Genomic DNA, 22,683 nt, shown 5'->3' on the forward strand with positions numbered 1-22,683 from the left:
GGGGAAGTCTCGGCATACCACCGCCTCCTCCAAACAAGACGGCCAGCGCAATCGGGAGCGCTGGCCGTCTCGTTTTTGTGATCTCGAATAGATGGATTGCCTAGCCGAGTTTTTTTATGATGTAGTCGTAGACCTTTTTGCGAGTGTTAACGTCGCTAGATCTGTTCATGAAGCAATCTTCGATGCTGTGGGTTGTGGAGATAGCTTTGGTGGCTGCCGGTTTTAGTTCGGCAAGGCATTTTTTCAGCATCGGTTTGACTTCGTACCACTCCTGCTCATTGAACAATGTGGAATCGATTTTGATTTCCTTGGGGTCGTCTCCATCAACGACGGTGTTGCTGTACTCGTACTTCGTGGTAATCTCTGCCTCGTTCCACGTGAATTTGCGTTTAAGCTTTGCCATGCGAGTCTCCATTTGGGTAGAGGTTTTAAACTCGCAGCAGGATATAGGTTGCATAATATTTTAACAAGTGTCCCTCACGCCCCAAACCTCCCCGCGCCGTGCCCCATGCGGTTCACGTTGGCGGCCTCGCGGCTGGGCAGGGTGTATAGCCGCACCTTGTGGCTGCGCGGGAACTCCCGTTTCAGCAGGGTCTTCAGCAGGCGGCGCACCGCATCGGCGGTCAGTCCGGTCCAGGTTTCCTCATGGAAGCCTGCCTCGAACACGTCATAGCTGTCCGGCCCGGTGCGCACGATGGTCACCGAGCGGTTGCGCTTGTAAGTGCGCAGGTCCAGGCAGTGGCCCGTTTCCAGCCGGGGCAGCCGTTCGCACACCGCGGCGGTAAGGGTGGTCTTGTCCAGCATGGACCGGGTCAGTCCTTCATGGTGTCGTCGATGGCCCCTTCCAGCAGCAGCAACCAGCGTTTCATGGGCAGGCCGGACGCGCCGAAGCCGTGCAGCCGGATGTTGCGGCCAGAACCGCCCAGCACCCGGTGACAGGGGATGACCAGCGGCCACGGGTTGCGCGCCATGATCTGCCCCACCCCGCGCGCCGCGCCGGGGCGGCCTGCCAGTGCGGCCAGTCCGCCGTAGGTGGTGATCTGCCCGTGCGGTACCTTGTCGCGCAGGGCCAGCAGCACGTCGCGGGTGAACGGGGTCAGCCCGTCCAGCAGAAAGGGCAGGTCGGGCCAACGGACTGGCTTTCCGGCCACGTAGTCGGCCAGTGCGGCCTGCACGGCGCGGCCATGTGCGGTGACCGGGCCTGCGGGCAGGCCGGGCCAGGCATCCGGGCGCGGATTGGTCCAGCCGTCGCGTGCAGCGGGCGCGGTAGCCAGCGCCGCACCGTCCCAACTCATGGTGATTTCGCGCAGCCTTTTCGCCCCGTTGTGTGCGCGCCAGTGCAGGATCAGCGAGAGCGGACCGGCCACCAGGCGTTCGCGCACCTCGTCGAATAGTGCGGTGTCGGGGATGTCGAGCGCGGCGGTGCCGCGGCGGGGAGTGGCTGAACGACGTTGGGGCATGCGGCCTCCGAGGGTAGGAAAGCAGATGTGCGCGGGGCTGCCTGTATTTGCAGCGTGCAGGTCGTGCCCGGCTGGGCAGGATCGACGGCCTGCCGCTTCCATAGCCGGAAAGCCCGGCGGCGGAAAAGGGGGGTCCGTTGCGCGGGCCGGGCGCGGCCAGATGTGGCCGGATGTGGCCGGATGTGACCGGATGCGCCAGGTGTGCGCCGTGCGCCCTGCGCGAACCAGACGCGAACCAGACGCGCTCAGGCCGTCAGGGAGAGCGGAGTCACTCCCGGCCCGTCACGGGGCGCAGATGCGGGAATGCTGCGCAGGCCGCCGCGTACTCCGCTTCCCATGCGCGGGCGTGTGCCGTATCGCACAGGCGCGGCGCGGCCCCCGGCAGGCGATGGGGCGGCACGGAGAACCATGCAGGCGGGCCTGACTTTGCGGGCAGGGCTGACGGTCCCGTCTGGCCCGTCTGCGCATCCGGTCCGCTCGGGGCATCTTTCGCCACGTCCTTTCCCTGCCACGTATCCCGCTGGGCCAGCAGTTCGTGGATGCGCGCGGTGGTGGCGCGCTTGTCGTTGGCCCAGTCCGGGGCCAGCAGTTCATCCCCCGCCGGATCGCCGGTCAGGCGCTGGATGACGATTTCCGGACGCAGCCGGGGCAGGGCGCGGGCAATGAGGTCCGCGTACGCCTCGCGCGCCAGCGGGGAGTAGTCCCCGGCCCGCCATTGCCGGGCCAGTGCGGTGCCTTCGCACACGTACAGGCCGTGAAACTTCACCCCGTGCACCGGCAGCCGGTTCACCCAGTCCACCGTGGCCAGAAAATCGTCGCCGCTCTCTCCGGGCAGCCCGGCAATAAGGTGCGCGCATACCCGCAGCCCTCGCGCGGCAGCAGCCTGCACGGCTCGTTCGGACGTGGCGGCGTCGTGCCCCCGGTTGATGCGGGCCAGCGTGGCGTCGTGGGCGGACTGCAACCCCAGTTCCAGCCAGACCTCCGGAAGGGGGAGTGCCGCCACCATGTCCAGCCGTTCATTGTCCACACAATCAGGGCGAGTCCCCACTGCCGCCCCCACGATGCCCGGCAGTGTTGGCAACACGCCGAGAACATGGCGTAATTTGTCAATTGGCCCATATGTGTTGGAAAACGATTGCAAATAGGCTATGAACAGACCGGCGTTGCGCGTGCGGGCGTAACGTCCCGTCCAGACCGTCCACTGTTCTTCCAGCGTCAGCCCATCTTCGCCAAGCCCGGAACCGGATCCGCGCGGGTTGCAGAACACGCAGCCCCCGCGCGACAGCGTTCCGTCGCGGTTGGGGCAGGAGAAGCCGGCGTCGAGCGGCACCTTCTGGACGCGCGCGCCGAAGCGCAACCGCAAATACGTCGCCAGCAGGTGCAGCCGGGTCGTGGTGTTTTCCATTGACAATGGCTGTCCTTTTGGAAGAATGCCCTGTTTCAAACGTTGATACGCATTCCCCCTCAGAGAGGCAAGTAAGATAACATGGCAAAGATACTGGATTTCGTCCTTGGAATGTTTTCCAACGACCTGGCCATTGACCTGGGTACGGCCAATACCTGCGTCTACGTCAAGGGCCAGGGCATCGTGCTGCGCGAACCTTCGGTGGTTGCGGTGAAAAAGGACACGCGCGGCAACAACGTGGTGCTGGCCGTGGGCCACGACGCCAAGCGCATGCTGGGCCGCACCCCCGGAAACATCCAGGCCATCCGGCCCATGAAGGACGGCGTCATCGCCGACTTCGAGATTACCGAGGCCATGCTGCGCCACTTCATCTCCAAGGTGCACAATTCCCGCCGCCTGGTGCGTCCGCGCATCATGATCTGCGTGCCCACCGGGATCACCCAGGTGGAAAAGCGCGCGGTGAAGGAATCTGCCCAGAGCGCGGGCGCGCGCGAAGTGTACCTGATCGAGGAACCCATGGCCGCGGCCATCGGCGCCAACCTGCCCATTCAGGAACCCACCTCGAACATGGTCGTGGACATCGGCGGCGGCACCACCGAAGTGGCCGTCATCTCGCTGTCGGGCATCGTCTATTCGCGCTCGGTGCGCGTGGGCGGCGACAAGATGGACGAGGCGATCATGACCCACGTCAAGCGCAAGTACAACATGCTCATCGGCGAATCGTCGGCGGAAGAGATCAAGATCAAGATCGCCTCCGCCTACCCCATGGACCCCGAGCAGCAGCTCGAGGTGAAGGGCCGCGACCTCGTCACCGGCATTCCGCAGAATATCATCATCACCTCCGAAGAGGTGCGCAAGGCCATTTCCGAGCAGGTCGAAAGCATTGTCCAGGCGGTACGCATCGCGCTGGAGCAGACCCCGCCGGAACTGGCGGCCGACATCGTGGACCGGGGCATCGTGCTCACGGGCGGCGGCGGCCTTCTGAAGGGGCTCGACCAGCTGCTGCGCGAAGAAACCTCGCTGCCCATCACCGTGGTGGACGATCCGCTCTCCACCGTGGTCATCGGCACCGGCAAGGCGCTGGACAATCTGCACATCCTGAAGGAGGTGTGCATAGATTAACGCCTCGCTCAAGCGCATCATCCTGCTTCTGGTACTGGCGCTGTTCCTGTACCTTGGCCTGTATACCTGGAACCAGAGAACCGGCGTGCTCGACAGGCTGGCGGAACACGCCGGTCTGGAATTCGTGGGCGCCATCCTGAAGCCGGGCGTGTGGGCGAGGGACCAGGTCGTTTCGTCGTGGAACAATTACCTCGACCTGGTCGGGGTGCGCGAAGAAAACGAGGCGCTGCGCGAGCAGGTGCGCACTCTTTCGCAACAGGTGCAGGTTGCCTCCGAAGCGCGGGCCGAACTGGCCCGCCTGCGCGCGTTGCTGGAACTGGAACCCCCCGAAGGCTGGCGGCCCCTTGGCGCGCGCGTGGTGGCCAACAGGCTTGGCCCCCAGGCCGCGCTGGAATCGGCCATCATCAGCCGGGGCTACTATTCCGGCGCGGGGCCGGGCACGCCCGTGGTCACCCACGAAGGCGTGGTGGGCCGCGTGTACCGCGCAGGGCCGTACACCGCCACCGTGTTGCTGCTGACCGATCCGGGCAGCCGCATCGCCGTGCTCAGCGCCACCAACCGCACGGCGGGCATCTTGGTGGGCACCGGCCCGCGCGGCCTGCTGGAAATGAAATACGTGCCCCAGAACGCCCGCATCGAGGTGGGTGAACTGGTGTTGACCTCTGGCCTTGAGGGAGCCTTTCCCAAGGCGGTGCTGGTGGCCCGCGTGGAAAGCGTGTCCCAGTCCGATCTTTCGCTGTTCCAGACCGTCTACGCCAGCCCCCTGGCCGACCTGGAGGCCCTGGAAGAGGTGCTGCTGCTGGAACGGCCCCCCGTGCAGCCCGGCGCGCACACCCCGCCCCTGCCCGCGGTCAATGCCACGCAGGGGGGGGGGCCGGGCGCCGGCCACGGCCCCGGGCAGGGCAATGCCACCTCGGGGCACGGCGGCCAGCGCGTGCAGCCCGTGTTGCCTGCCCAGCCTGTCCAGTCCGGTCAGCAGGGGGCACGAGCGCCACGTCCGCAGCCGTCCGCACAGCCGACCGCACAGCCGTCTGGGCAACAATCCGGGCAACAGTCCGGGCAGCCGCCTGCACAGCAGCCTGGGCAGTCCCCCCGGCAATAGGCAGTATTCGACCGATCCGCGCGCATGGGTTGGCCCCCGCGCGGATGTCCCCGTTCGCACGCGACATCCTGATCCGGGCCGACCCAGGCCGATCCGGGCCGACCCCGTCCAACCCAGTCCAACCCAGTCCAATCCACTCCAACCCGGTCCAACCCGAGCAGGTTGGGGCACAACCACCCAGTAATGCCGGAACATTCATGAATTTCAGCAATCTTGCCTGGTGGGCCTGCTTCATCTTTGCGGGCGTGTGGCTCCAGCAGGGGCTGCCCGGCATTGACGTGCTGGTGGCCGGGCTGCTGGTGTCGCTGCAGGAACGCCGTCACTACCAGACCTTCTGGCTGCTGGTGGTGCTGTTGCTGGTGCAGGAAGGGGCGGGCACGCTGGCCTTCGGCTCCACGGCCCTGTGGTACGGCACGCTGGTGGTCTTCTTCAACGTGGGGCGCTGGCTGTTCGAGGCGGAAAACATGGCCTTCGTGGTGCTGCTCAGCCTGGGACTTGGCGCGTGCCATTTCCTGTACACGCTGATGATGGCCTCGTTGCAGCAACTGGACATTCCGCAGGACAGGCTGTTCATGGAAAGCGTGTGGCAGGCCTGCGTCATTCCCCCGGCCTGGTGGCTGACCCATTTCGTGCGCCGGAGATGCATGGGCGATGCGCATCCAGTTTGAGCCGGAAGGCTTCCAGCCGCCCCGTGCGGGCCTGATACTGCTCCAGTGCATCGTGGCTGGGCTGTTTTTCCTGTTCGTGGTGCGCTTCTGGTATCTGCAGATCCACCGGGGCGAGGAATTCGCGCGGCTGGCCCGCGAGAACCGGCTGCGTCAGGAACGCATCTACGCCTCGCGCGGGCTGCTGCGCGACCGTGACGGGCGTCTGCTGGCCGAAAACCGGCCCGCCTTCGGCCTGGCCCTGGTGCGCGAAGACTGCCGCGACATTCCCTCCACCCTGGCCCAGGTCAGCGAGTGGACGGGCATTCCCCTCGATCAGCTCACCGCCAAGTTCAATCAGGACCGCCAGCGGGTGAAGCCCTTCGAGCATCTGCTGCTCATTTCCGACATGTCCTTCGACCTGCTGGCGCGCATCGAGAACCGCGTGCTGCAATGGCCGGGCCTTGAGATCGTCACCCGCTCCAAGCGCAACTACCCGCAGGGCGAGCTGATGGCCCACATCCTGGGGTACGTGGCCGAGGCCAACGAAAAGGAACTGGAAGACGACAAGGATCTGAACCTTGGCGACTTCGTGGGCAAGCAGGGGCTGGAACTGGTGCTGGAGCGCCGTCTGCGCGGCCAGAAGGGCCTGCACCAGCTGGAAGTGGACGTGCTGGGCCGCCAGTTGAACAAGAAGCTGGTGCAGGAGCCGGTGAGCGGCGAGAACATCGATCTCGCCATCGACCTTGAGTTGCAGCAGGTGGCCTGGGACGCGCTGGAGGACGAAACCGGCTGCGTGGTGGCCATGGACCCGGACACCGGCAAGCTGCTGGCGCTGGTCACCAAGCCTTCGTTCGACAACAACGCCTTTGCCGCCGGTCTTTCGATGAAGGAATGGACGGCCCTGCGCGACAACCCCCGCCACCCCCTGCAGAACCGCGTCATCCAGAGCGTGTATCCGCCCGGCTCGGTGTGGAAGCTGATGATGGCGGGCATGCTGCTGAACGAGGGCGTGAACCCCACGGACTCGGTGTGGTGCACGGGCGAGGTGGCCCTGGGCAAGCAGGTGTTCCGCTGCTGGAAGAAGGGCGGCCACGGCCGCGTGGACATGATGCGTTCGCTCATCGAATCGTGCGACGTGTACTACTACCAGATGAGCGACCGCTTCGGCATCGACAAGATCGAGGCCTTTGCCAAGGCCTGCGGCTTCGGCGCGCCCACGGGCATCGACCTGCCGCACGAAAAGTCGGGCCTGGTGCCCTCCAGGGCATGGAAGCGCCGCCGCTTCGGCGAGCCGTGGCACCGGGGCGAAACGCTGAACGTCTCCATCGGCCAGGGTTTCACCCTGGTCACGCCGGTGCAGGTGGCGGCCTTCGTGTCCGCCCTGATGAACGGGGGCAAGCTGCTGAAGCCCAGCCTGCTGGCAGGCGAGGACCCGATGGTGCGGGCCTCGCTGCCGTTCACCGCCGCAGGCCGCAAGATGATTCTCGACGGCATGCGCATGACCGTCAATGACGACCGGGGCACCGCCAAGGTGCTGCGCCGTCCCGATGCCGTCATGGGCGGCAAGACCGGCACCGCGCAGGTCACCAAGCTGAAGATGGTGGGCGACGTGCGTGTGCGCACCGAAAACCTGGCCTACGAGCACCGCGACCACGCCTGGATAGCCACCTGGGGTGAAAAGGCGGGCAAGCGGCTGGTGGTTGTGGTCATGCTGGAACACGGCGGCCATGGCGGTTCCGACGCCGGTCCCGTGGCGCGCCGGGTGTACGACAAGTTTTTCGGCCCGCCGCCGGGCGCATCGTCGGGTGCGGCGCAGCAAGCGCCTGCCGGGCAGGTTGTTCCCGCCAGTCCCGCGAGCCCGGCCACTTCGGATGTGGCCGCTCCGGCGCGGCAGTTGCAGCCCGCCCCCGCGGCCCCGGCCACGCCGCCCTCCCGTCCGGATCAGGCGGCGGGTGCGCCCAGGCAGCCGGGCCAAAAGGCCCAGCCCGATCAGCAGGACCAGCCCGATCAGCAGGACCGGCAGGACCAGCAGGACCGGCAGGAAGAAGGGCTGCGCATCGTGCCCACGGTGCGTTCGGCACGCCCTGCCGGACGTGACCGCGCGACGCCCTCCGAAGTCGAGGACGCCCGCGAAGGGCAGCGCCGCTACGATCCCGACATCTTCGATCCCGACGCCGCCACGCCGGACGGGCGGGGCAGCGACGACGGCGTGGTGCCGCCGCTGCGGCGCTTCCAGAACGTGGCCCCGGAGGACGGACAATGAGCCCCATCGACCGACGATTGATCACCCACATGAACTGGGGGCTGGTGGGCTTCACCGCGCTGCTGTTCCTGACCGGGGTGGCCAACCTCTACTCGGCCAGCGGCGTGCGCATGGAAGACGGCATCGTGGTGTCCACGTTCTACCAGAAGCAGCTGCTGTGGGGGATGATGGGGCTTGGCGGCATGGTCTTCTTCATGCTGTTCGACTACCGGCACATGAAAAGCCTGGCCCTGCCGCTGTTCATCATCACCATGATCCTGCTGGCCGCCATCCCCGTGTTCGGCAAGGTGGTGTACGGCGCGCGGCGCTGGCTGCCGCTGGGGTTCATGAACCTGCAACCCAGCGAGGTGGCCAAGATCGCCATCCTGATCATGGGGGCGCGCTTTCTGTCGCGCAGCCGCGAGCCGCTGGGCTGGAAGGGGTTGTTCGAGGTGCTGGCGCTGGGCGGCCTGCCCGCCGGGTTCATCGTCATGCAGCCGGACCTTGGCACCACGCTGCTGCTGCTGATGCTGCTGGGCGGCATCACCCTGTTCCACGGGGTGAAGGCCGGGGTGCTGAAGACCTGCCTGGTGGTGGTGCCTTCCATGCTGCCGCTGGCCTGGCTTCGCCTGCACGACTACCAGAAGCAGCGCATCATGACCTTTCTCGATCCCGGCAACGATCCGCTGGGGGCGGGGTACCACATCATCCAGTCGCAGATCGCCATCGGTTCAGGCCAGCTGTGGGGCAAGGGCTTTCTGGGGGGTACGCAAAGCCAGCTGCGCTTTCTGCCGGAAAAGCACACCGACTTCGCCCTGGCCGTGTTCGGCGAGGAATGGGGCTTCATCGGGTGCGTGCTGCTGGTGGTGCTGTTCTGCCTGTTCCTGCTCAGCATCTTCAACACCGCGCGCGACGCCAAGGACCGCTTTGGCAGCTACCTGACGGTGGGGGTGTTCTTCTATTTCTTCTGGCAGATACTGATCAACATGGGCATGGTCATGGGGCTGATGCCGGTGGTGGGGGTGCCCCTGCCGTTCATCAGCTACGGGGGCAGCGCAACCCTGGTCAATTTCTGCCTGATTGGGCTGGTGCTCAATGTCTCCATGCGGCGATTCATGTTCAAGACCTCGTGATTGCTGAAACTACGAAGCGCGACAGCGTTGCACTTTCGCTCACAAAGGAGGCGACACACATGGCAAGGGACGAGATAAACGCCTTCCTCGGCGCGGGCACCGTATATCAGGGCCAGCTGAGTTTTCAGGGCGCGGTGCGCATTGACGGCAACTTCGTGGGCGAGGTGCATTCCGAGGGCACGCTCATCGTGGGCAAGGACGCCAACGTGGAAGGGCAGGTGCGCGTGGGACAGCTGATCCTGTCGGGCCGCGTCACCGGTGAGGTGGTGGCCCAGCGCAAGGTGATCCTGCACCGCACCGGCAATCTGAACGGCAATCTTTCCACCCCCGTGCTGGTCATGGAAGAGGGCGCCGTCATCGAAGGGCGCATCACCATGCAGCCCGCGGAAAAGACGGAATAAACCCCCTCCGTTCACATGCCTTTTCCGGCCGCCTTCGGGCGGCTTTTTCATTTGTATCACAATGACGGCATGTTGGCTTCCAGAAGACTGTTTGGAAAGGAAAAAAGACTTTGACACCCCCGTGGTAATCAGCTAAATCCTACCCGACTTTGAGCTTAAATTCACAACCTCACCAAGGGAGCAGGCATGATCGATCTGAACATCACCTTCTTCTTCCAGTTGGTGAACTTCCTTGTGACGCTGGTTGTCCTGAATGCCATCCTCATCCGGCCGGTGCGGGATATCATCAGGCAACGACGTGACAAGATGTCCGGTCTTCTCGGCGAATCGGAGCAGTTCGCCGGTCAGGCCGACACCAAGCTGAAGAATTACGAGGCCACCCTTGTCAAGGCCCGCGCCGAAGCCACGGCCGAGCGCGACAAGGCCCGCGCCGAGGGCGTGGCCCGGGAGCAGGTGATTCTGGCCGATGCCGGCAGGCAGGCCCAGGACTACCTCGAAAAGTCCCGCCAGGAGGTGGCCGCGCAGGTGAAGACCGCCATGGACACCCTGAAGGGGCAGGTCGACGCGCTGGCCGCCAAGGCTACCGCCAAGGTGCTGGGCTAAGACTTCACGTCAGTGCGCAACAGCAAGGAGGGATCGGCGTTGAAAGGGCTGAAACACAGTGCAGCGGCGCTCGGACTGGTGCTTGTCACCGCCGGCGTGGCGCTGGCCTCCGAAGGCGGGGGCGAGCATCATGCCGACTGGGGCAACTTTGCCTTCCGTGTCGCCAACTTCGTCATCTTCATCGGCATCATCTACTGGGCCGCGGGCAAGAAGATTGTGGGCTTCTTCTCCGGTCGCAGGAAGGGCATCGAACAGGAACTGAACGACCTGGAAAGCCGCAAGGCCGAGGCCGCGAAGAACCTGGCCGATGTCGAGCGCCGCATCGCGAGCCTTGAGCAGGAGCGGCAGTCCATTCTTGCCGAATACCGCGCCCAGGGCGAAGCCATGCAGGCCGCCATCATCGAGAAGGCGGAAAAGACCGCCTCCCAGATCACCGAGCAGGCCGCGCGCACGGCCGAGAACGAGATCAAGCAGGCCATGGAGACCATGCGCGCCGAGATGGCCGACCAGATCATTGCCGCCGCCGAAAAGATGCTTCAGGAAAAGCTCACTGGTGAGGAGCACGAGAAGCTCATCGACAAATACTTAACGAAGGTGGTGCTCAATTGACCGGCAACATCGTAGCTCGCAGATACGCCCGTGCGCTTTTTGCGCTGGGCGCGAAATCGGGCGTCGGTGAGCTCGAGAAGCTCGGCAGCGACCTTGCCGCGCTCGCCGGGGCTCTCGACAAGGCGCCAGAACTTGGCCGCATCTTCCGCAATCCCATCATCACCGCCGATGAGAAGCGGAACGTCATCCTCAAACTGGTCGAGAAGTATGGCGTCAGCGCCACCGTCCGCAACTTCTGTCTGCTGCTGGCGGACAAGGGGCGGCTCGACTGCCTTTCCGACATACAGGCCTTCTACGGCGTTCTCCTCGACGCCGAAAAGGGCGTCATCCGCGGCGAGCTGATGACGGCCGTTGAACTTGCGGAAGCAAAGCGCGCACAGGTCAAGGCAGCTCTTGAACAGCAGGCCGGACGCAAGCTGGAACTCACCTTCAGCGTGAACAAGGACATCCTTGGCGGCGTCGTGCTGAAGGTCGGCGACCGGGTGCTGGATGCCAGTCTGCGCGCGCAGTTAGGTATCCTCAAAGACAACATCAAGAGGGGTGAGTAGGGCTATGCAGATCAAAGCCGAAGAAATCAGCAAGATCATCGAAGAGCAGATCCAAAGCTATGAGCAGCGGGTCGAGATGAGCGAAACCGGCACCGTGCTCTACGTCGGTGACGGTATTGCGCGCGTCTACGGCGTCCGTAATGCCATGGCCATGGAACTGCTCGAGTTCCCCGGCGGTCTCATGGGCATGGTGCTGAACCTTGAAGAGGACAACGTGGGTGTTGCTCTTCTGGGTGACGACACGGGCCTGAAGGAAGGCGACCCGGTCAAGCGTACCGGCAAGATCTTCTCGGTGCCGGTGGGCGACGCGGTCATGGGCCGCGTGCTCAACCCCCTTGGCCAGCCCATCGACGGTCTTGGGCCGTTGGACGCCAAGGACTTCCGCCCGGTGGAACTGAAGGCGCCCGGCATCATCGCCCGTAAGTCGGTGCATGAGCCCATGCCTACCGGCATCAAGGCCATCGACGCCATGACGCCCATCGGCCGCGGTCAGCGCGAACTGGTCATCGGCGACCGTCAGACCGGCAAGACCGCCGTCTGCATCGACGCCATCCTGGCGCAGAAGGACACCGACATCCACTGCTTCTACGTGGCCATCGGCCAGAAGAAGGCGACGGTTGCCCTGGTGGCCGACACCCTGCGCAAGTACGGCGCGATGGAATACACCACCATCATCTCCGCCACCGCGTCGGAACCCGCGCCGCTGCAGTTCATCTCGGCGTACTCCGGCTGCACCATGGCCGAGCACTACCGCAACAACGGCAAGCACGCCCTGATCATCTACGATGACCTTTCCAAGCAGGCCGTGGCCTACCGCCAGATGTCGCTGCTGCTCCGCCGTCCTCCGGGGCGTGAAGCTTACCCCGGCGACGTGTTCTACCTGCACTCGCGCCTGCTGGAACGCGCCGCGAAGGTCAACGATTCGCTGGGCGCCGGTTCGCTGACCGCCCTGCCGATCATCGAAACCCAGGCCGGCGACGTGTCCGCGTACATCCCGACCAACGTCATCTCCATCACCGACGGTCAGGTGTACCTGGAACCCAACCTGTTCAACGCGGGCATCCGCCCCGCCATCAACGTCGGTCTGTCGGTGTCCCGAGTGGGCGGCGCCGCGCAGATCAAGGCGATGAAGCAGGTTGCCGGCACCATGCGTCTGGACCTTGCCCAGTACCGCGAACTGGCTGCCTTCGCGCAGTTCGGTTCCGACCTCGACAAGGCCACCAAGCAGAAGCTCGACCGCGGCGCGCGCCTGGTGGAACTGCTGAAGCAGCCCCAGTACCAGCCCATGCCGGTGGAACAGCAGGTCGCCTCCATGTACGCCGCCACCCGCGGTCTGATGGACGACGTGCCCGTGCTGTCCATTCGCAAGTTCGAAGCCGAAATGCTCGACTTCATCAAGAACTCGAAGGCCGACATCCTGAACGACATCAAGACCAAGAAGGCTCTCGACGCGGACATCGAAGACCGCCTGAAGGCAGCTGTTGCCGAGTTCAAAAAGGGCTTCCAAGCCTAGGCGGGAGGTAACCGATGCCTTCTTTGAAAGACGTCAAGGTCAAGATCGCCGGGGTCAAGAAGACCAAGCAGATCACCAAGGCCATGAACATGGTGGCCTCGGCGAAGCTGCGCGGTGCCCAGCAGCGCATAGAACGGTTCCGCCCTTACGCGTCCAAGTTCTATGACATGCTGGGAGACCTGGCGAGCAAGGCGGACATCTCCGTCCACCCGCTTCTGGAAGTGCGCGAGGAAATCAAGACGTGTGGGATCGTCCTCGCCACCTCCGACCGCGGGCTGTGCGGCAGCTTCAACTCCAACCTCATCTCCACCGCCCTGAAGCTGGCCGCCAGAAAGGCCGCGGAAGGCAAGAAGGTCAAGTTCTACTGCGTGGGCAAGAAAGGTCGCGATGCGGCCCGCAAGACCGACCACGAGGTCGCCATGGCGCTTGCCGACCAGATGGGCAGCTTCGACTTCCAGCTCGCCAACCGGATCGGGCTGGACGTCATCAATGCCTACCTGACGCGTGAACTGGACGAAGTGATCATGGTCTACGGCGAGTTCGTGAGCATGGCCAAGCAGCTGCCCGTTGCGCTGCCCATCCTGCCCATCGCTCCCAAGGAAGAGGAGGCCGCCCCGGCTGCCCCCGCCTCCAACAAGGAGTACATCTACGAACCCGCCGTGGAGGGCCTGCTGGCCGAACTGCTGCCCCGCTTCATCAAGGTGCAGCTGTATCGCGGCCTGCTCGACACCTCCGCCAGCGAGCACGCGGCGCGCATGGCCGCCATGGATAACGCCACGCGCAGCTGCGACGACATGATCGGTTCCCTGACGCTGCTCTACAACAAGACGCGGCAGGCTTCGATCACGCGCGACCTCATGGACATCGTCGGTGGCGCCGAGGCGCTGAAAGGCTAATAAGGGAGCGTACACACATGAGTGCTAACATTGGCAAGATCGTTCAGGTCATCGGCGCCGTCGTGGACGTCGAGTTCCCGAGCGGCAACCTGCCGAACATCTTGAGCGCGTTGGACATCAAGAACCCCAACAACGTCGACGCGCCCGAGCTGGTCTGCGAAGTTGCCCAGCACCTCGGCGACAACGTCGTCCGCACCATCGCCATGGACGCGACCGAAGGTCTCGTGCGCGGCATGGAAGCGGTGGACACCGGCAAGCCCATCTCGGTGCCTGTCGGCAAGGCGTCGCTTGGCCGCATCATGAACGTGGTGGGCCGTCCCGTTGACGAAATGGGCCCCATCGATACCGACAAATACCTGCCCATCCACCGTGCTGCTCCGGAGTTCACCGAGCAGAACACCACGGTTGAACTGCTCGAAACCGGCATCAAGGTCGTCGACCTGCTCATCCCGTTCCCCAAGGGCGGCAAGATGGGCCTGTTCGGCGGCGCGGGCGTGGGCAAGACCGTTATCCTCATGGAAATGATCAACAACATCGCGAAGCAGCACGGCGGCATCTCCGTGTTCGCGGGTGTTGGCGAGCGTACCCGTGAAGGGAACGACTTGTACCACGAAATGAAGGACGCGGGCGTTCTGGAGAAGGCCGCGCTTATCTACGGCCAGATGAACGAACCGCCAGGAGCCCGCGCCCGCGTGGCCCTGACCGCCCTCGCCTGCGCGGAATACTTCCGTGACGTCGAGAACCAGGACGTGCTGCTGTTCGTCGACAACATCTTCCGCTTCACCCAGGCGGGTTCGGAAGTGTCGGCACTGCTCGGCCGCATGCCTTCGGCGGTGGGTTACCAGCCCACCCTGGGCACCGACCTTGGTGGCCTGCAGGAACGCATCACCTCCACGGTCAAGGGCTCGATCACCTCGGTCCAGGCCGTGTACGTGCCCGCGGATGACCTTACCGACCCCGCGCCTGCCACCACCTTCTCGCACCTTGACGGTACGCTGGTGCTTTCGCGTCAGATCGCGGAACTTGGCATCTACCCCGCGGTGGACCCGCTCGACTCCACGTCGCGCATCCTCGACCCCAACGTGGTCGGCGCCGAGCACTACTCGGTGGCCCGCGCGGTCCAGCAGGTGCTGCAGAAGTACAAGGACCTGCAGGACATCATCGCCATTCTCGGCATGGACGAACTGTCGGACGAAGACAAGATGACCGTCGCCCGCGCGCGCCGCATCCAGCGCTTCCTCTCGCAGCCGTTCCACGTGGCCGAAACCTTCACCGGCACGCCCGGCGTGTATGTGAAGCTGGAAGACACCATCAAGGCGTTCCGGGGCATCCTGAACGGTGATTTCGACCACATGGCGGAAGGCGACTTCTACATGGTGGGCGGCATCGAGATGGCCCTTGAAAAGTACAAGAAGCGCCAGGAGCAGCAATAAGGAGTGACCCATGGAAAAGTCGCTCCATCTCGAAATCGTCACGCCTGACAGGCTCGTGCTCAGCGAGAAGGTCGACTATGTGGGCGCGCCCGGCTACGAGGGCGAATTCGGCATCCTGCCGAACCACATTCCCTTCCTTTCCGCGCTGAACATCGGCAGCCTGTACTACAAGGCTGGCGGCAAGACGCACTGGATCTTCGTGTCCGGCGGCTTTGCCGAGGTTTCGGACAACAAGGTGACCGTGCTGGCCGAATCGGCGGAACGCGCAGAGGACATCGACCTCGAACGCGCCCGCAAGGCCAAGGAACGTGCCGAGCAGCGCCTGGCCCAGGCCAAGGAAAAGCTCGACAGCGCACGGGCCCAGGCCGCCCTGCAACGCGCCCTGGCGCGCCTGAGGGTGCGCAGCGCGGCCTAGCCACACTGCACGCCCGGTCAACGACGACATGCGACGGCCCGGAGGGAAACCTCCGGGCCGTTCAGGTTGTTGGCAAAGCCTGTTTTTGTACGCCCCCGGCGGCCAAGGACGGCAGCCGTCAGGCGAGCTTGCGAGCCTTACGGATGGCGATCGCAACGCGGCTGCCGCCCCTTGGAACCCCCTGTTTTGTGATTTCATAATGCCCAGGAAACACAAATGAAAGTTTTGGGGGGAGCTTTAGCCGTTATGCGAGTCTTCGAGCATTACGGATAAAGACAGCAACGCGGGGGGGCGGGGGAGGAGACCCTTTTCACGCTTTGCGGACGCCATCCGTACGGCTCGCGGACTCGCCTACGGCTGCCCCAAAAGGGTCCCTCCCCCGCAAGAATTTGGGTTTGTCAGCAGTCTGGACGACCTCCGAGCCGTTTGCGTTGGCTGGCGGCAAAACGAAAGCCGGGCCGGAAAACCGGCCCGGCATGCAGGCAGTACGCGTTGTCAGAGTTTCTGCCGCACGTGCCTCGTCGGCGTGCCCGGCTGCGTGAGGCTGGCGGAAAGGCCCGGGCTGAGCCAGACGGGCCGGGATTACCCCAGGGCCTTGGCGGCAATGGAGCGGAACAGCTTCAGGCTGTGCGGCTCGTTGCGGAATTCCGCCGAGGGAACCTTGGCTACGCCGTCGCCATGGCGCTTGTACGCGGCGGCGGCCTTTCCGGCCGAAATGTTCTTGCCGCCGGGGCAGACGACGTTGCCAGAAGGGCTCAGGGTGCAGCCCATGGCGGTGGCGGCTTGCATGAACTTGTGGGCGAATTCTTCCGGTTTCATGTATCCTCCCAGGTCGCGGTGTTGCGAAAAGGGCCCGTCGCCAGACCGCGCACCGACTGGCAGCAGGGCGGGCGGCAACAGGCGGAACCATGTCCGTTGGTGGGGCAAGGGCCGGACAGGCCCAGGGCCTTCCCACCGTCACCATAAAGACACACCAGGCACCAAGCGTCAAGTTGGCGATAACCGGCGTTCGTACAGGACATGCGCTTTGGGCTCGGAAGGCACAGGCGGCCACCTGCGAAACGGCATTGTTGCCGAGCGATGTTTTTCTGAAAAAAGCGTTGACTCGCTAATGGTAATTGTTACTGTGTAGTCGAGTGGTGCTTCCTCAGCCACACTCTCTCCTTCACATTGGCGACGGTTCACCTGCGGGCCGGGAGTGGCAGCCCGGCCCGCTCAGGTGACCGGATCACCCGGCGGAATGAGGAAGCCCAACATACGATGCTTCGAGCCATGGGCGACATGCTGTTCGCCAGTCAGAAATTTCAGGCCCGGGCGGCATCCCGCCGCCAGAGAGATATTTTCGCAACGGGCGCTTTGCAGGCCGCCCGGCATGCGCAACCTTACGGCAGGAGTGCCCCATGCAAGACCTGAAGACCTTCGGCCACATGGATATCGACTGGAATCTCAGCCCCGAGCACGCCGTGACCATGTACCTTGAGTGGGGCAACAACGACTGGCATGCGGAATACCCCCCGGTGCGCTCCAAGGACGACTATTCCACCTACTTCGTGGTGGACACCTGGGGGCCGCGCCCGGTGGTGCGCCTGGTGCGCCGCAACTCCGAGGCGGCGGAAGACATCTACAGCGCGCCGCTGCCCGAGCGGCTGGCCACTCTTTTCCTGGCCGAGTTCGGAGACCTGCGCGGCATCTACGAGCCCACCCCGGAAATCAAGGGGTGGCTGCGGCACGAGATGGGACTGGCCTAGAAATCAGCCTGCGCGGTTCCGGCGGTTGGCCGCAGGCGGCCTGGCAGAATTTCCCGAACCGCCCTTGATCTGAACTGGCTTGGCCTGACATTCGGCATTTCCCTCCCTCCTTCCTTTGCGATGACAAGGATCCCCGTTCGGCCCCGGCACTGTGTCGGGGCCGTCGGTGTTTTTGGGGCGTCCGGTGCGCACGCAGGCGGCTATCTGATGGCGTTTTCCGGACACGTGCCGCGTAGAGCCAGTCACCATTCGCTGGCCCGCAGCCCCGCATTTTACCCCTTCGGTGCATTTCCTTGCACGAAAAATTGGCCTTCCCCTCTTTACGACCGGCAACCCCGCCTTACTATTCACACCAGCCAATGCCGGAACGGCTCGCACCGGGACGGCGGCCAGCGCAAGATCACTTCGCGACGTGCTCGCGTACCCTTTGAGGAGGAAGACAATGGGCAAGATCATCGGCATCGACCTCGGGACCACCAACTCCTGCGTCTACGTGATGGAGGGCAAGGATCCCAAGTGCATCACCAACCCCGAAGGCGGGCGCACCACGCCCTCCATCGTGGCCTTTACCGACAAGGAGCGCCTTGTCGGCGACATCGCCAAGCGCCAGGCCGTCACCAACCCCGAGCGCACGGTGTTCGCCGTCAAGCGCCTGATGGGCCGCAAGGGCGACGCCCCCGAAGTGAACAACTGGAAGACCCACAGCCCCTACCGCATCGTGGCGGGCGCCAACGGCGACGCCGCCGTTGAGGTGCAGGGTCGCCAGTACTCCGCCGCCGAAGTTTCGGCCATGATCCTCGGCAAGCTGAAGGCCGACGCGGAAGCCTACCTTGGCGAAACCGTGACCGACGCGGTCATCACCGTGCCCGCCTACTTCAACGACGCCCAGCGCCAGGCCACCAAGGACGCGGGCCGCATCGCGGGCCTTGAGGTCAAGCGCATCATCAACGAACCCACCGCCGCCTCGCTGGCCTACGGCTTCGACAAGAAGGCCAACGAGAAGATCGCGGTGTTCGACCTTGGCGGCGGCACGTTCGACATTTCCATCCTTGAAGTGGGCGACAACGTCGTGGAAGTGCGCGCCACCAACGGCGACACCTTCCTGGGCGGCGAAGACTTCGACCAGCGGATCATCAACTACCTTGTGGAAGAGTTCCGCCGCGAGAACGGCGTCGACCTCTCCAAGGACCGCATGGCGTTGCAGCGCCTGAAGGAAGCGGCGGAAAAGGCCAAGAAGGACCTTTCCACCTCCATGGAAACGGAAATCAACCTGCCCTTCATCACCGCCGACCAGAACGGTCCCAAGCACCTGATGATGAAGCTTTCGCGCGCCAAGCTCGAAAAGCTGGTGGAAGACCTGGTGGACCGCACCATCGAGCCGTGTCGCAAGGCCCTGGCCGACGCCGGTCTTTCCGCCGCGCAGATCGACGAAGTGGTGCTGGTGGGCGGCATGACCCGCATGCCCCTGGTGCAGAAGAAGGTGGGCGAGTTCTTCGGCAAGGAGCCCAACCGCTCGGTGAATCCCGACGAAGTGGTGGCCATGGGCGCCGCCATCCAGGGCGGCATCCTGGCGGGCGACGTGAAGGACGTGCTGCTGCTGGACGTGACCCCGCTTTCGCTGGGCATCGAAACCCTGGGCGGCGTGTTCACCCGGCTCATCGACCGCAACACCACCATCCCCACCCGCAAGAGCCAGACCTTCACCACGGCGGCGGACAACCAGCCCTCGGTGTCCATCCACGTGCTGCAGGGCGAACGCCCCATGGCCGGCGACAACATGACCCTGGGCCGCTTCGAACTGACCGGCATTCCCCCGGCCATGCGCGGCACTCCGCAGGTCGAGGTCACCTTCGACATCGACGCCAACGGCATCGTCAACGTGTCGGCCAAGGATCTCGGCACCGGCAAGGAACAGTCCATCCGCATCACCGCCTCTTCCGGCCTGTCGGAAACCGAAATCCAGCGCCTGATCAAGGAAGCGGAATCGCACGCCGACGAGGACAAGAAGAAGCAGGAACTGATCGAGGCCCGCAACCAGGCCGACGGCCTGATCTACGGCACCGAAAAGTCCATCGCCGACCTTGGCGACAAACTGGACGCCGCCACCAAGTCCGACATCGAAGGCAAGATCGACGCCCTGAAAAAGGTCATGGACGGCAGCGACCTTGCGGCCATCAAGGCCGCGTCGGAAGAACTGTCGCGCGCTTCGCACAAACTGGCCGAACAGCTGTACCAGCAGAGCCAGCAGGGCCAGCCCGGCGCCGGTCCCGAAGCGGGGACCGATGCCGGTCAGGCAGGCGGCTCGGCCAAGGGCGACGACGACGTGGTGGACGCCGACTACACCGAAGTGAAGAAGTAACCAGCCGCCCTTGGCCCGCGCCCGCGCGGGTAGAGGGGTGGAATGCTCCGGGGCGCGTCCGCGCCCGGCCATGTCCCACGGGATGTCGGTCGGGACGCAGGGCGCGCCCTGCTTGCATTCCGGGGCCACAATGTATAGCCTGACGCGATTGGCCGCGGGGCCTGCCGGTGCAGTCCCCCGTTTCGCGGCCCCGGGTTGCGCCCCTGCGCCGGTTTCCGTCTTCGGCGCGTTTTTCGCGTGGCGGACCGCAGGCCAAATCGCAGGCCAGGTCGCAGGTCAGGTCGCAGGTCAGGTCGCAGATCAGGCAGCAAGCCAGGCCGCGTGGCAGCCCAGGCGGGCTCATGCGGCAAGCAACGGTCCACCCCCATGGCGCACGCCAGTGTGCACACCACGGTACCCACGATGCAGCACGTTCTTTCGCGCGCCACGGTCCTTGCCCTGCTCGCGCTCATGATGCTTTCCGCCGCCGGGTGCGGCGGCAAGCGGTCCATCATCATCCCGCAGGAACCGGTCACCCCGCAGGTGCAGCCGGTGCGGCGCTCGGCGCTGGACGAAGGCCACGAGGCCCTGAAACGCGGCGACGCGGCCACGGCGGAACGCATCTTCGGCATGATGACCGCGCGCACCGACATCACGCCCGAGGAACGCCTGGGCGCGTGGCGCGGCTACAGCATTGCCGCCGAGGCCAATGCCCACCCCAATCTGGCCCTGGACGGCCTGGACGGGTGGCGCAGGCTGGACCCGGCGGCGGACGCCGGGCAGGACTGGCAGGACACCTGGTACCGTGCCGTGTCGCGCATTTCCAAGACCGAAAGCCGCCAGCGCGCCACGACGGTGTTCGGCGACGCCGCCCGCCCGTGGGGGCTGCGCGCGCAGGCCGGGCTTATCGTGGCCACCCGGCAGTGGGAAGGGGGCGACATTTCCGGTTCGCTCCAGACCCTGTCCAACCTGTGGGCGCAGGCGGGCACGCAGGCCGGGGCCGCCGGAAGCCAGTCCTTCCGCGCCGCGATGGAAAATCGCCTGTTCGACGAACTGAAGCGTTCCGACAACGCCACGATGGAGCAGCTTGCCGCCACCGTGACCCCGGAAAACGAAGGCCGCTACCCCTACAACATCATCGAACTGGAGTCGGCCCGGCGCATGGCCGCCGCCAACGCCGGTTCGCTGCGCGCGCTGGAAACCCTTGCCCGCCTGCAGCGCAGCGGCAATTTCAACGACCCCAACCTGCTCGGCACCGTGCTGACGCCGTTGGAGCAGAGCGGCATGCGCGCCTCGCGCACCGTGGCTCTGGCCCTGCCCATGACCGGCGCCTTCGGCAACATCGGGTGGAAGATCTCGCGCGGGGCGGGCGCCGCCCAGTGGGAACTTTCGCGCACCGGTGTGGAGGTCGAGGTGGTGGTGCTGAACACCGAATCACCCGACTGGCTGGACAGGCTGGCCGCCCTTCCGCCCCAGTGCGTGGTGGTGGGCGGGCCGCTGCGCACCAACAGCTTCGGTGCCGCCAAGGAACGCGGCCTGACCGGCCAGCGCGCCTTCTTCACCTTTCTGCCGCAGCTTGATGGCGGCGAAGAAGGCCGCGTGGCGTGGCGCTTCTTCACCAGTCCCGACGACCAGGTCAACGCGCTGCTGGGCTTCACCCAGGACACCCTTGGCGTGACCAGCTACGGCGTGCTGCACCCCGACGACCCCTTCGGCGGCAAGATGGCTTCGCTCTTTGCCGAGCGGGCCCGCGCGCGTGGCGGCAGCGTGGCCTCCACCATGTCCTACCCGGTGAACAGGCATCAGGAATGGAACCGCGTCGCGGGCAGCTTCGTGAAGGTGCGCAGCGTCAACAACTACCCGGTGCCGGGGGCCACCTTTGAAGCCACCTTCCTGCCCGACAGCTGGAAGAACACCGAAATGCTGGTGCCCAACCTGTTCTTTCACGGTGAAGACCGGCAGGTGCTGCTGGGCACCGCCCTGTGGGAACAGGGGCTGGCCGGGCAGAAGAGCGTGGACGTGCGCAACTTCGGGCTGGCCGTGTTTCCCGGCGCGTGGAACGGTGCGCAGTCCTCGCCCGCCGGGGATGCCCTGGCGCGCAGCCTGCGCGAGGCAGGCAACCCCGACGCCCCCGATTTCTGGGTGGGCCTTGGCTATGACTTCGTGCGTTTTGCCGCCAACCTGGGCCTGCCGGAAAAGGGCTGGACCCCGGCCGAGGTCAACCGCCGCCTGGCCGACGCCCAGCGCATGCAGTGGGCCATGGGCGCCCTGCACTGGAGCGCCGACGGCCATGCCTCGCAGGACATGTTCCTGTTCACGCCCGCGTCCGACGGCTTCAAGCCCGTGGAGCCCACGGAGTTCAGCCAGAAGCTGGAACGCACCCGCGAACGCCACGAGGCCCGGGCCAAGGCCGCAGCCACCGCAACCCCGCAATAATCCGTACGCCATACAGGATCGATCATGACCACCATCAGCACCGATCAGGTGGCCGCCATCGCGCGGCTGGCCCGGCTGGCCCCGGACGAGGCGCAGCTGGAAACTTTCGCCCGGCAGTTCGGCGACATCCTGGGCTACATGGAGATGCTGAACGGACTCGACACCACCGGCGTCGAGCCGCTGTACAGCCCCGTGCAGCATGCCACGGCCCTGCGCCCCGACGAGGCCGCCCCGCGCTGCACGCGCGAGGATGTGCTGCGGAATGCGCCGGAGGCCGACCAGGAATTCTTCATCGTACCCCGGATCGTGTGATTTCCGGTGCGGGGATTCCGCGCCGTGGCGGCGTCAGGCTTCCTTTCCGGGGCTTGAAATACGGGAAGAGTATTCCTGCGCCCCGGAACACTCGCCTTCCTTGCCACGACACGGACTTCCCGCACCTGACACGCGGAGGCGCGCAACGGGAAGAAAAGGGTGCCTCCTCTCCTGAGCCGGAAATTCGTTGTGTTGGTCGTGCTGGCGCGACGGGTAAAGGCAGGAAGACCGAGCGGCAACGTACCTGACGCGCGAAGGCGCGAGGCTCGGTTGCCGATGTCTGTCAGGCCCGGTGGCAGGCAATGCAGGGGGCCCGGGGG

At 65.1% G+C, this 22,683-nt stretch carries 22 protein-coding genes; 17 read left to right on the forward strand and 5 right to left on the reverse strand.

From position 1 onward, the window contains the following. Positions 1 to 100: 100 nt before the first annotated feature. The 4 genes from DESTE_RS15045 to mnmL form a co-directional block, all read right to left on the reverse strand. Complete coding sequence (locus DESTE_RS15045; RefSeq protein WP_035068431.1) at positions 101 to 403, reverse strand: hypothetical protein; 303 nt, start codon at positions 401 to 403, stop codon at positions 101 to 103. A gap of 74 nt (positions 404 to 477) precedes the next feature. Further along, positions 478 to 804 carry a hypothetical protein gene (locus DESTE_RS15050; protein WP_035068435.1) on the reverse strand — a complete coding sequence of 109 codons (327 nt, stop codon included), beginning with the start codon at positions 802 to 804 and terminating at the stop codon, positions 478 to 480. Positions 805 to 812: 8 nt separating this feature from the next. Continuing rightward, the gene (locus tag DESTE_RS15055; RefSeq protein ID WP_035068437.1) at positions 813 to 1,460 is read right to left on the reverse strand and encodes a methylated-DNA--[protein]-cysteine S-methyltransferase; all 648 of its coding nucleotides are present in this window, start codon (positions 1,458 to 1,460) and stop codon (positions 813 to 815) included. Positions 1,461 to 1,728: 268 nt separating this feature from the next. Next, complete coding sequence (gene mnmL / locus DESTE_RS15060) at positions 1,729 to 2,865, reverse strand: tRNA modification radical SAM protein MnmL/YtqA (RefSeq protein WP_051384499.1); 1,137 nt, start codon at positions 2,863 to 2,865, stop codon at positions 1,729 to 1,731. An 81-nt stretch (positions 2,866 to 2,946) separates the two neighbouring features. Here mnmL and DESTE_RS15065 point away from each other — a divergent pair, with 81 nt between their 5' ends. The 13 genes from DESTE_RS15065 to DESTE_RS15125 all read left to right on the forward strand — a co-directional run bounded on the left by DESTE_RS15065 (position 2,947) and on the right by DESTE_RS15125 (position 15,529). Continuing rightward, on the forward strand, positions 2,947 to 3,987 hold the full coding sequence (locus DESTE_RS15065) for a rod shape-determining protein (protein ID WP_007527040.1): 1,041 nt from the start codon (positions 2,947 to 2,949) through the stop codon (positions 3,985 to 3,987). Between the two features lie 85 nt (positions 3,988 to 4,072). Beyond that, complete coding sequence (gene mreC, locus DESTE_RS15070; protein ID WP_051384500.1) at positions 4,073 to 5,089, forward strand: rod shape-determining protein MreC; 1,017 nt, start codon at positions 4,073 to 4,075, stop codon at positions 5,087 to 5,089. 197 nt (positions 5,090 to 5,286) lie between these two features. Then, positions 5,287 to 5,757: a DEAD/DEAH box helicase family protein gene (locus tag DESTE_RS15075; RefSeq protein WP_035068440.1), complete on the forward strand. Its 471-nt coding sequence runs from the start codon at positions 5,287 to 5,289 to the stop codon at positions 5,755 to 5,757. Then, complete coding sequence (gene mrdA, locus DESTE_RS15080) at positions 5,741 to 7,999, forward strand: penicillin-binding protein 2 (protein WP_035068443.1); 2,259 nt, start codon at positions 5,741 to 5,743, stop codon at positions 7,997 to 7,999. The genes DESTE_RS15075 and mrdA overlap by 17 nt, the downstream gene beginning before the upstream one ends. Further along, positions 7,996 to 9,111 carry a rod shape-determining protein RodA gene (gene rodA / locus DESTE_RS15085; RefSeq protein ID WP_035068446.1) on the forward strand — a complete coding sequence of 372 codons (1,116 nt, stop codon included), beginning with the start codon at positions 7,996 to 7,998 and terminating at the stop codon, positions 9,109 to 9,111. The genes mrdA and rodA overlap by 4 nt, the downstream gene beginning before the upstream one ends. A gap of 59 nt (positions 9,112 to 9,170) precedes the next feature. Beyond that, a complete protein-coding gene (locus DESTE_RS15090) occupies positions 9,171 to 9,512 on the forward strand; it encodes a bactofilin family protein (RefSeq protein ID WP_035068447.1) in 342 nt (113 codons plus the stop codon). Positions 9,513 to 9,698: 186 nt separating this feature from the next. After that, complete coding sequence (locus DESTE_RS15095) at positions 9,699 to 10,115, forward strand: F0F1 ATP synthase subunit B (RefSeq protein ID WP_015946448.1); 417 nt, start codon at positions 9,699 to 9,701, stop codon at positions 10,113 to 10,115. Positions 10,116 to 10,154: 39 nt separating this feature from the next. Next, positions 10,155 to 10,724 (forward strand): F0F1 ATP synthase subunit B, encoded by a 570-nt coding sequence (locus tag DESTE_RS15100; protein ID WP_035068449.1) that lies wholly within the window; start codon positions 10,155 to 10,157, stop codon positions 10,722 to 10,724. Then, entirely contained in the window at positions 10,721 to 11,272 is a 552-nt protein-coding gene (gene atpH, locus DESTE_RS15105) for an ATP synthase F1 subunit delta (protein ID WP_035068451.1), read from the forward strand. Before DESTE_RS15100 ends, atpH begins: the two co-directional genes overlap by 4 nt. A gap of 4 nt (positions 11,273 to 11,276) precedes the next feature. Next, positions 11,277 to 12,785, forward strand: a complete 1,509-nt coding sequence (gene atpA / locus DESTE_RS15110) for a F0F1 ATP synthase subunit alpha (RefSeq protein ID WP_007527059.1) — start codon at positions 11,277 to 11,279, stop codon at positions 12,783 to 12,785. A 14-nt stretch (positions 12,786 to 12,799) separates the two neighbouring features. Next, positions 12,800 to 13,681: a F0F1 ATP synthase subunit gamma gene (locus DESTE_RS15115; protein ID WP_035068454.1), complete on the forward strand. Its 882-nt coding sequence runs from the start codon at positions 12,800 to 12,802 to the stop codon at positions 13,679 to 13,681. Positions 13,682 to 13,698: 17 nt separating this feature from the next. Continuing rightward, on the forward strand, positions 13,699 to 15,114 hold the full coding sequence (atpD, locus tag DESTE_RS15120; protein WP_035068456.1) for a F0F1 ATP synthase subunit beta: 1,416 nt from the start codon (positions 13,699 to 13,701) through the stop codon (positions 15,112 to 15,114). A gap of 10 nt (positions 15,115 to 15,124) precedes the next feature. Further along, entirely contained in the window at positions 15,125 to 15,529 is a 405-nt protein-coding gene (locus DESTE_RS15125; protein ID WP_035068458.1) for a F0F1 ATP synthase subunit epsilon, read from the forward strand. Between the two features lie 582 nt (positions 15,530 to 16,111). On the opposite strand, the gene DESTE_RS15130 is transcribed toward DESTE_RS15125, so the two are convergent. After that, positions 16,112 to 16,348, reverse strand: coding sequence for a hypothetical protein (locus tag DESTE_RS15130; protein ID WP_035068462.1), 237 nt, complete (start codon positions 16,346 to 16,348; stop codon positions 16,112 to 16,114). A gap of 581 nt (positions 16,349 to 16,929) precedes the next feature. Here DESTE_RS15130 and DESTE_RS15135 point away from each other — a divergent pair. From DESTE_RS15135 to gatC, 4 genes are all read left to right on the forward strand, one after another. Next, positions 16,930 to 17,277, forward strand: coding sequence for a DVU0772 family protein (locus tag DESTE_RS15135; RefSeq protein ID WP_035068465.1), 348 nt, complete (start codon positions 16,930 to 16,932; stop codon positions 17,275 to 17,277). A 442-nt stretch (positions 17,278 to 17,719) separates the two neighbouring features. Continuing rightward, the gene (gene dnaK, locus DESTE_RS15140; protein WP_035068466.1) at positions 17,720 to 19,636 is read left to right on the forward strand and encodes a molecular chaperone DnaK; all 1,917 of its coding nucleotides are present in this window, start codon (positions 17,720 to 17,722) and stop codon (positions 19,634 to 19,636) included. A gap of 402 nt (positions 19,637 to 20,038) precedes the next feature. Continuing rightward, positions 20,039 to 22,051 carry a type 1 periplasmic-binding domain-containing protein gene (locus DESTE_RS15145; RefSeq protein ID WP_245590869.1) on the forward strand — a complete coding sequence of 671 codons (2,013 nt, stop codon included), beginning with the start codon at positions 20,039 to 20,041 and terminating at the stop codon, positions 22,049 to 22,051. A gap of 24 nt (positions 22,052 to 22,075) precedes the next feature. Next, complete coding sequence (gene gatC / locus DESTE_RS15150; protein ID WP_035068468.1) at positions 22,076 to 22,363, forward strand: Asp-tRNA(Asn)/Glu-tRNA(Gln) amidotransferase subunit GatC; 288 nt, start codon at positions 22,076 to 22,078, stop codon at positions 22,361 to 22,363. The last annotated feature ends 320 nt before the right edge of the window (positions 22,364 to 22,683 follow it).

The organism is Nitratidesulfovibrio termitidis HI1, assembly GCF_000504305.1.
Classification (GTDB): domain Bacteria; phylum Desulfobacterota; class Desulfovibrionia; order Desulfovibrionales; family Desulfovibrionaceae; genus Cupidesulfovibrio; species Cupidesulfovibrio termitidis.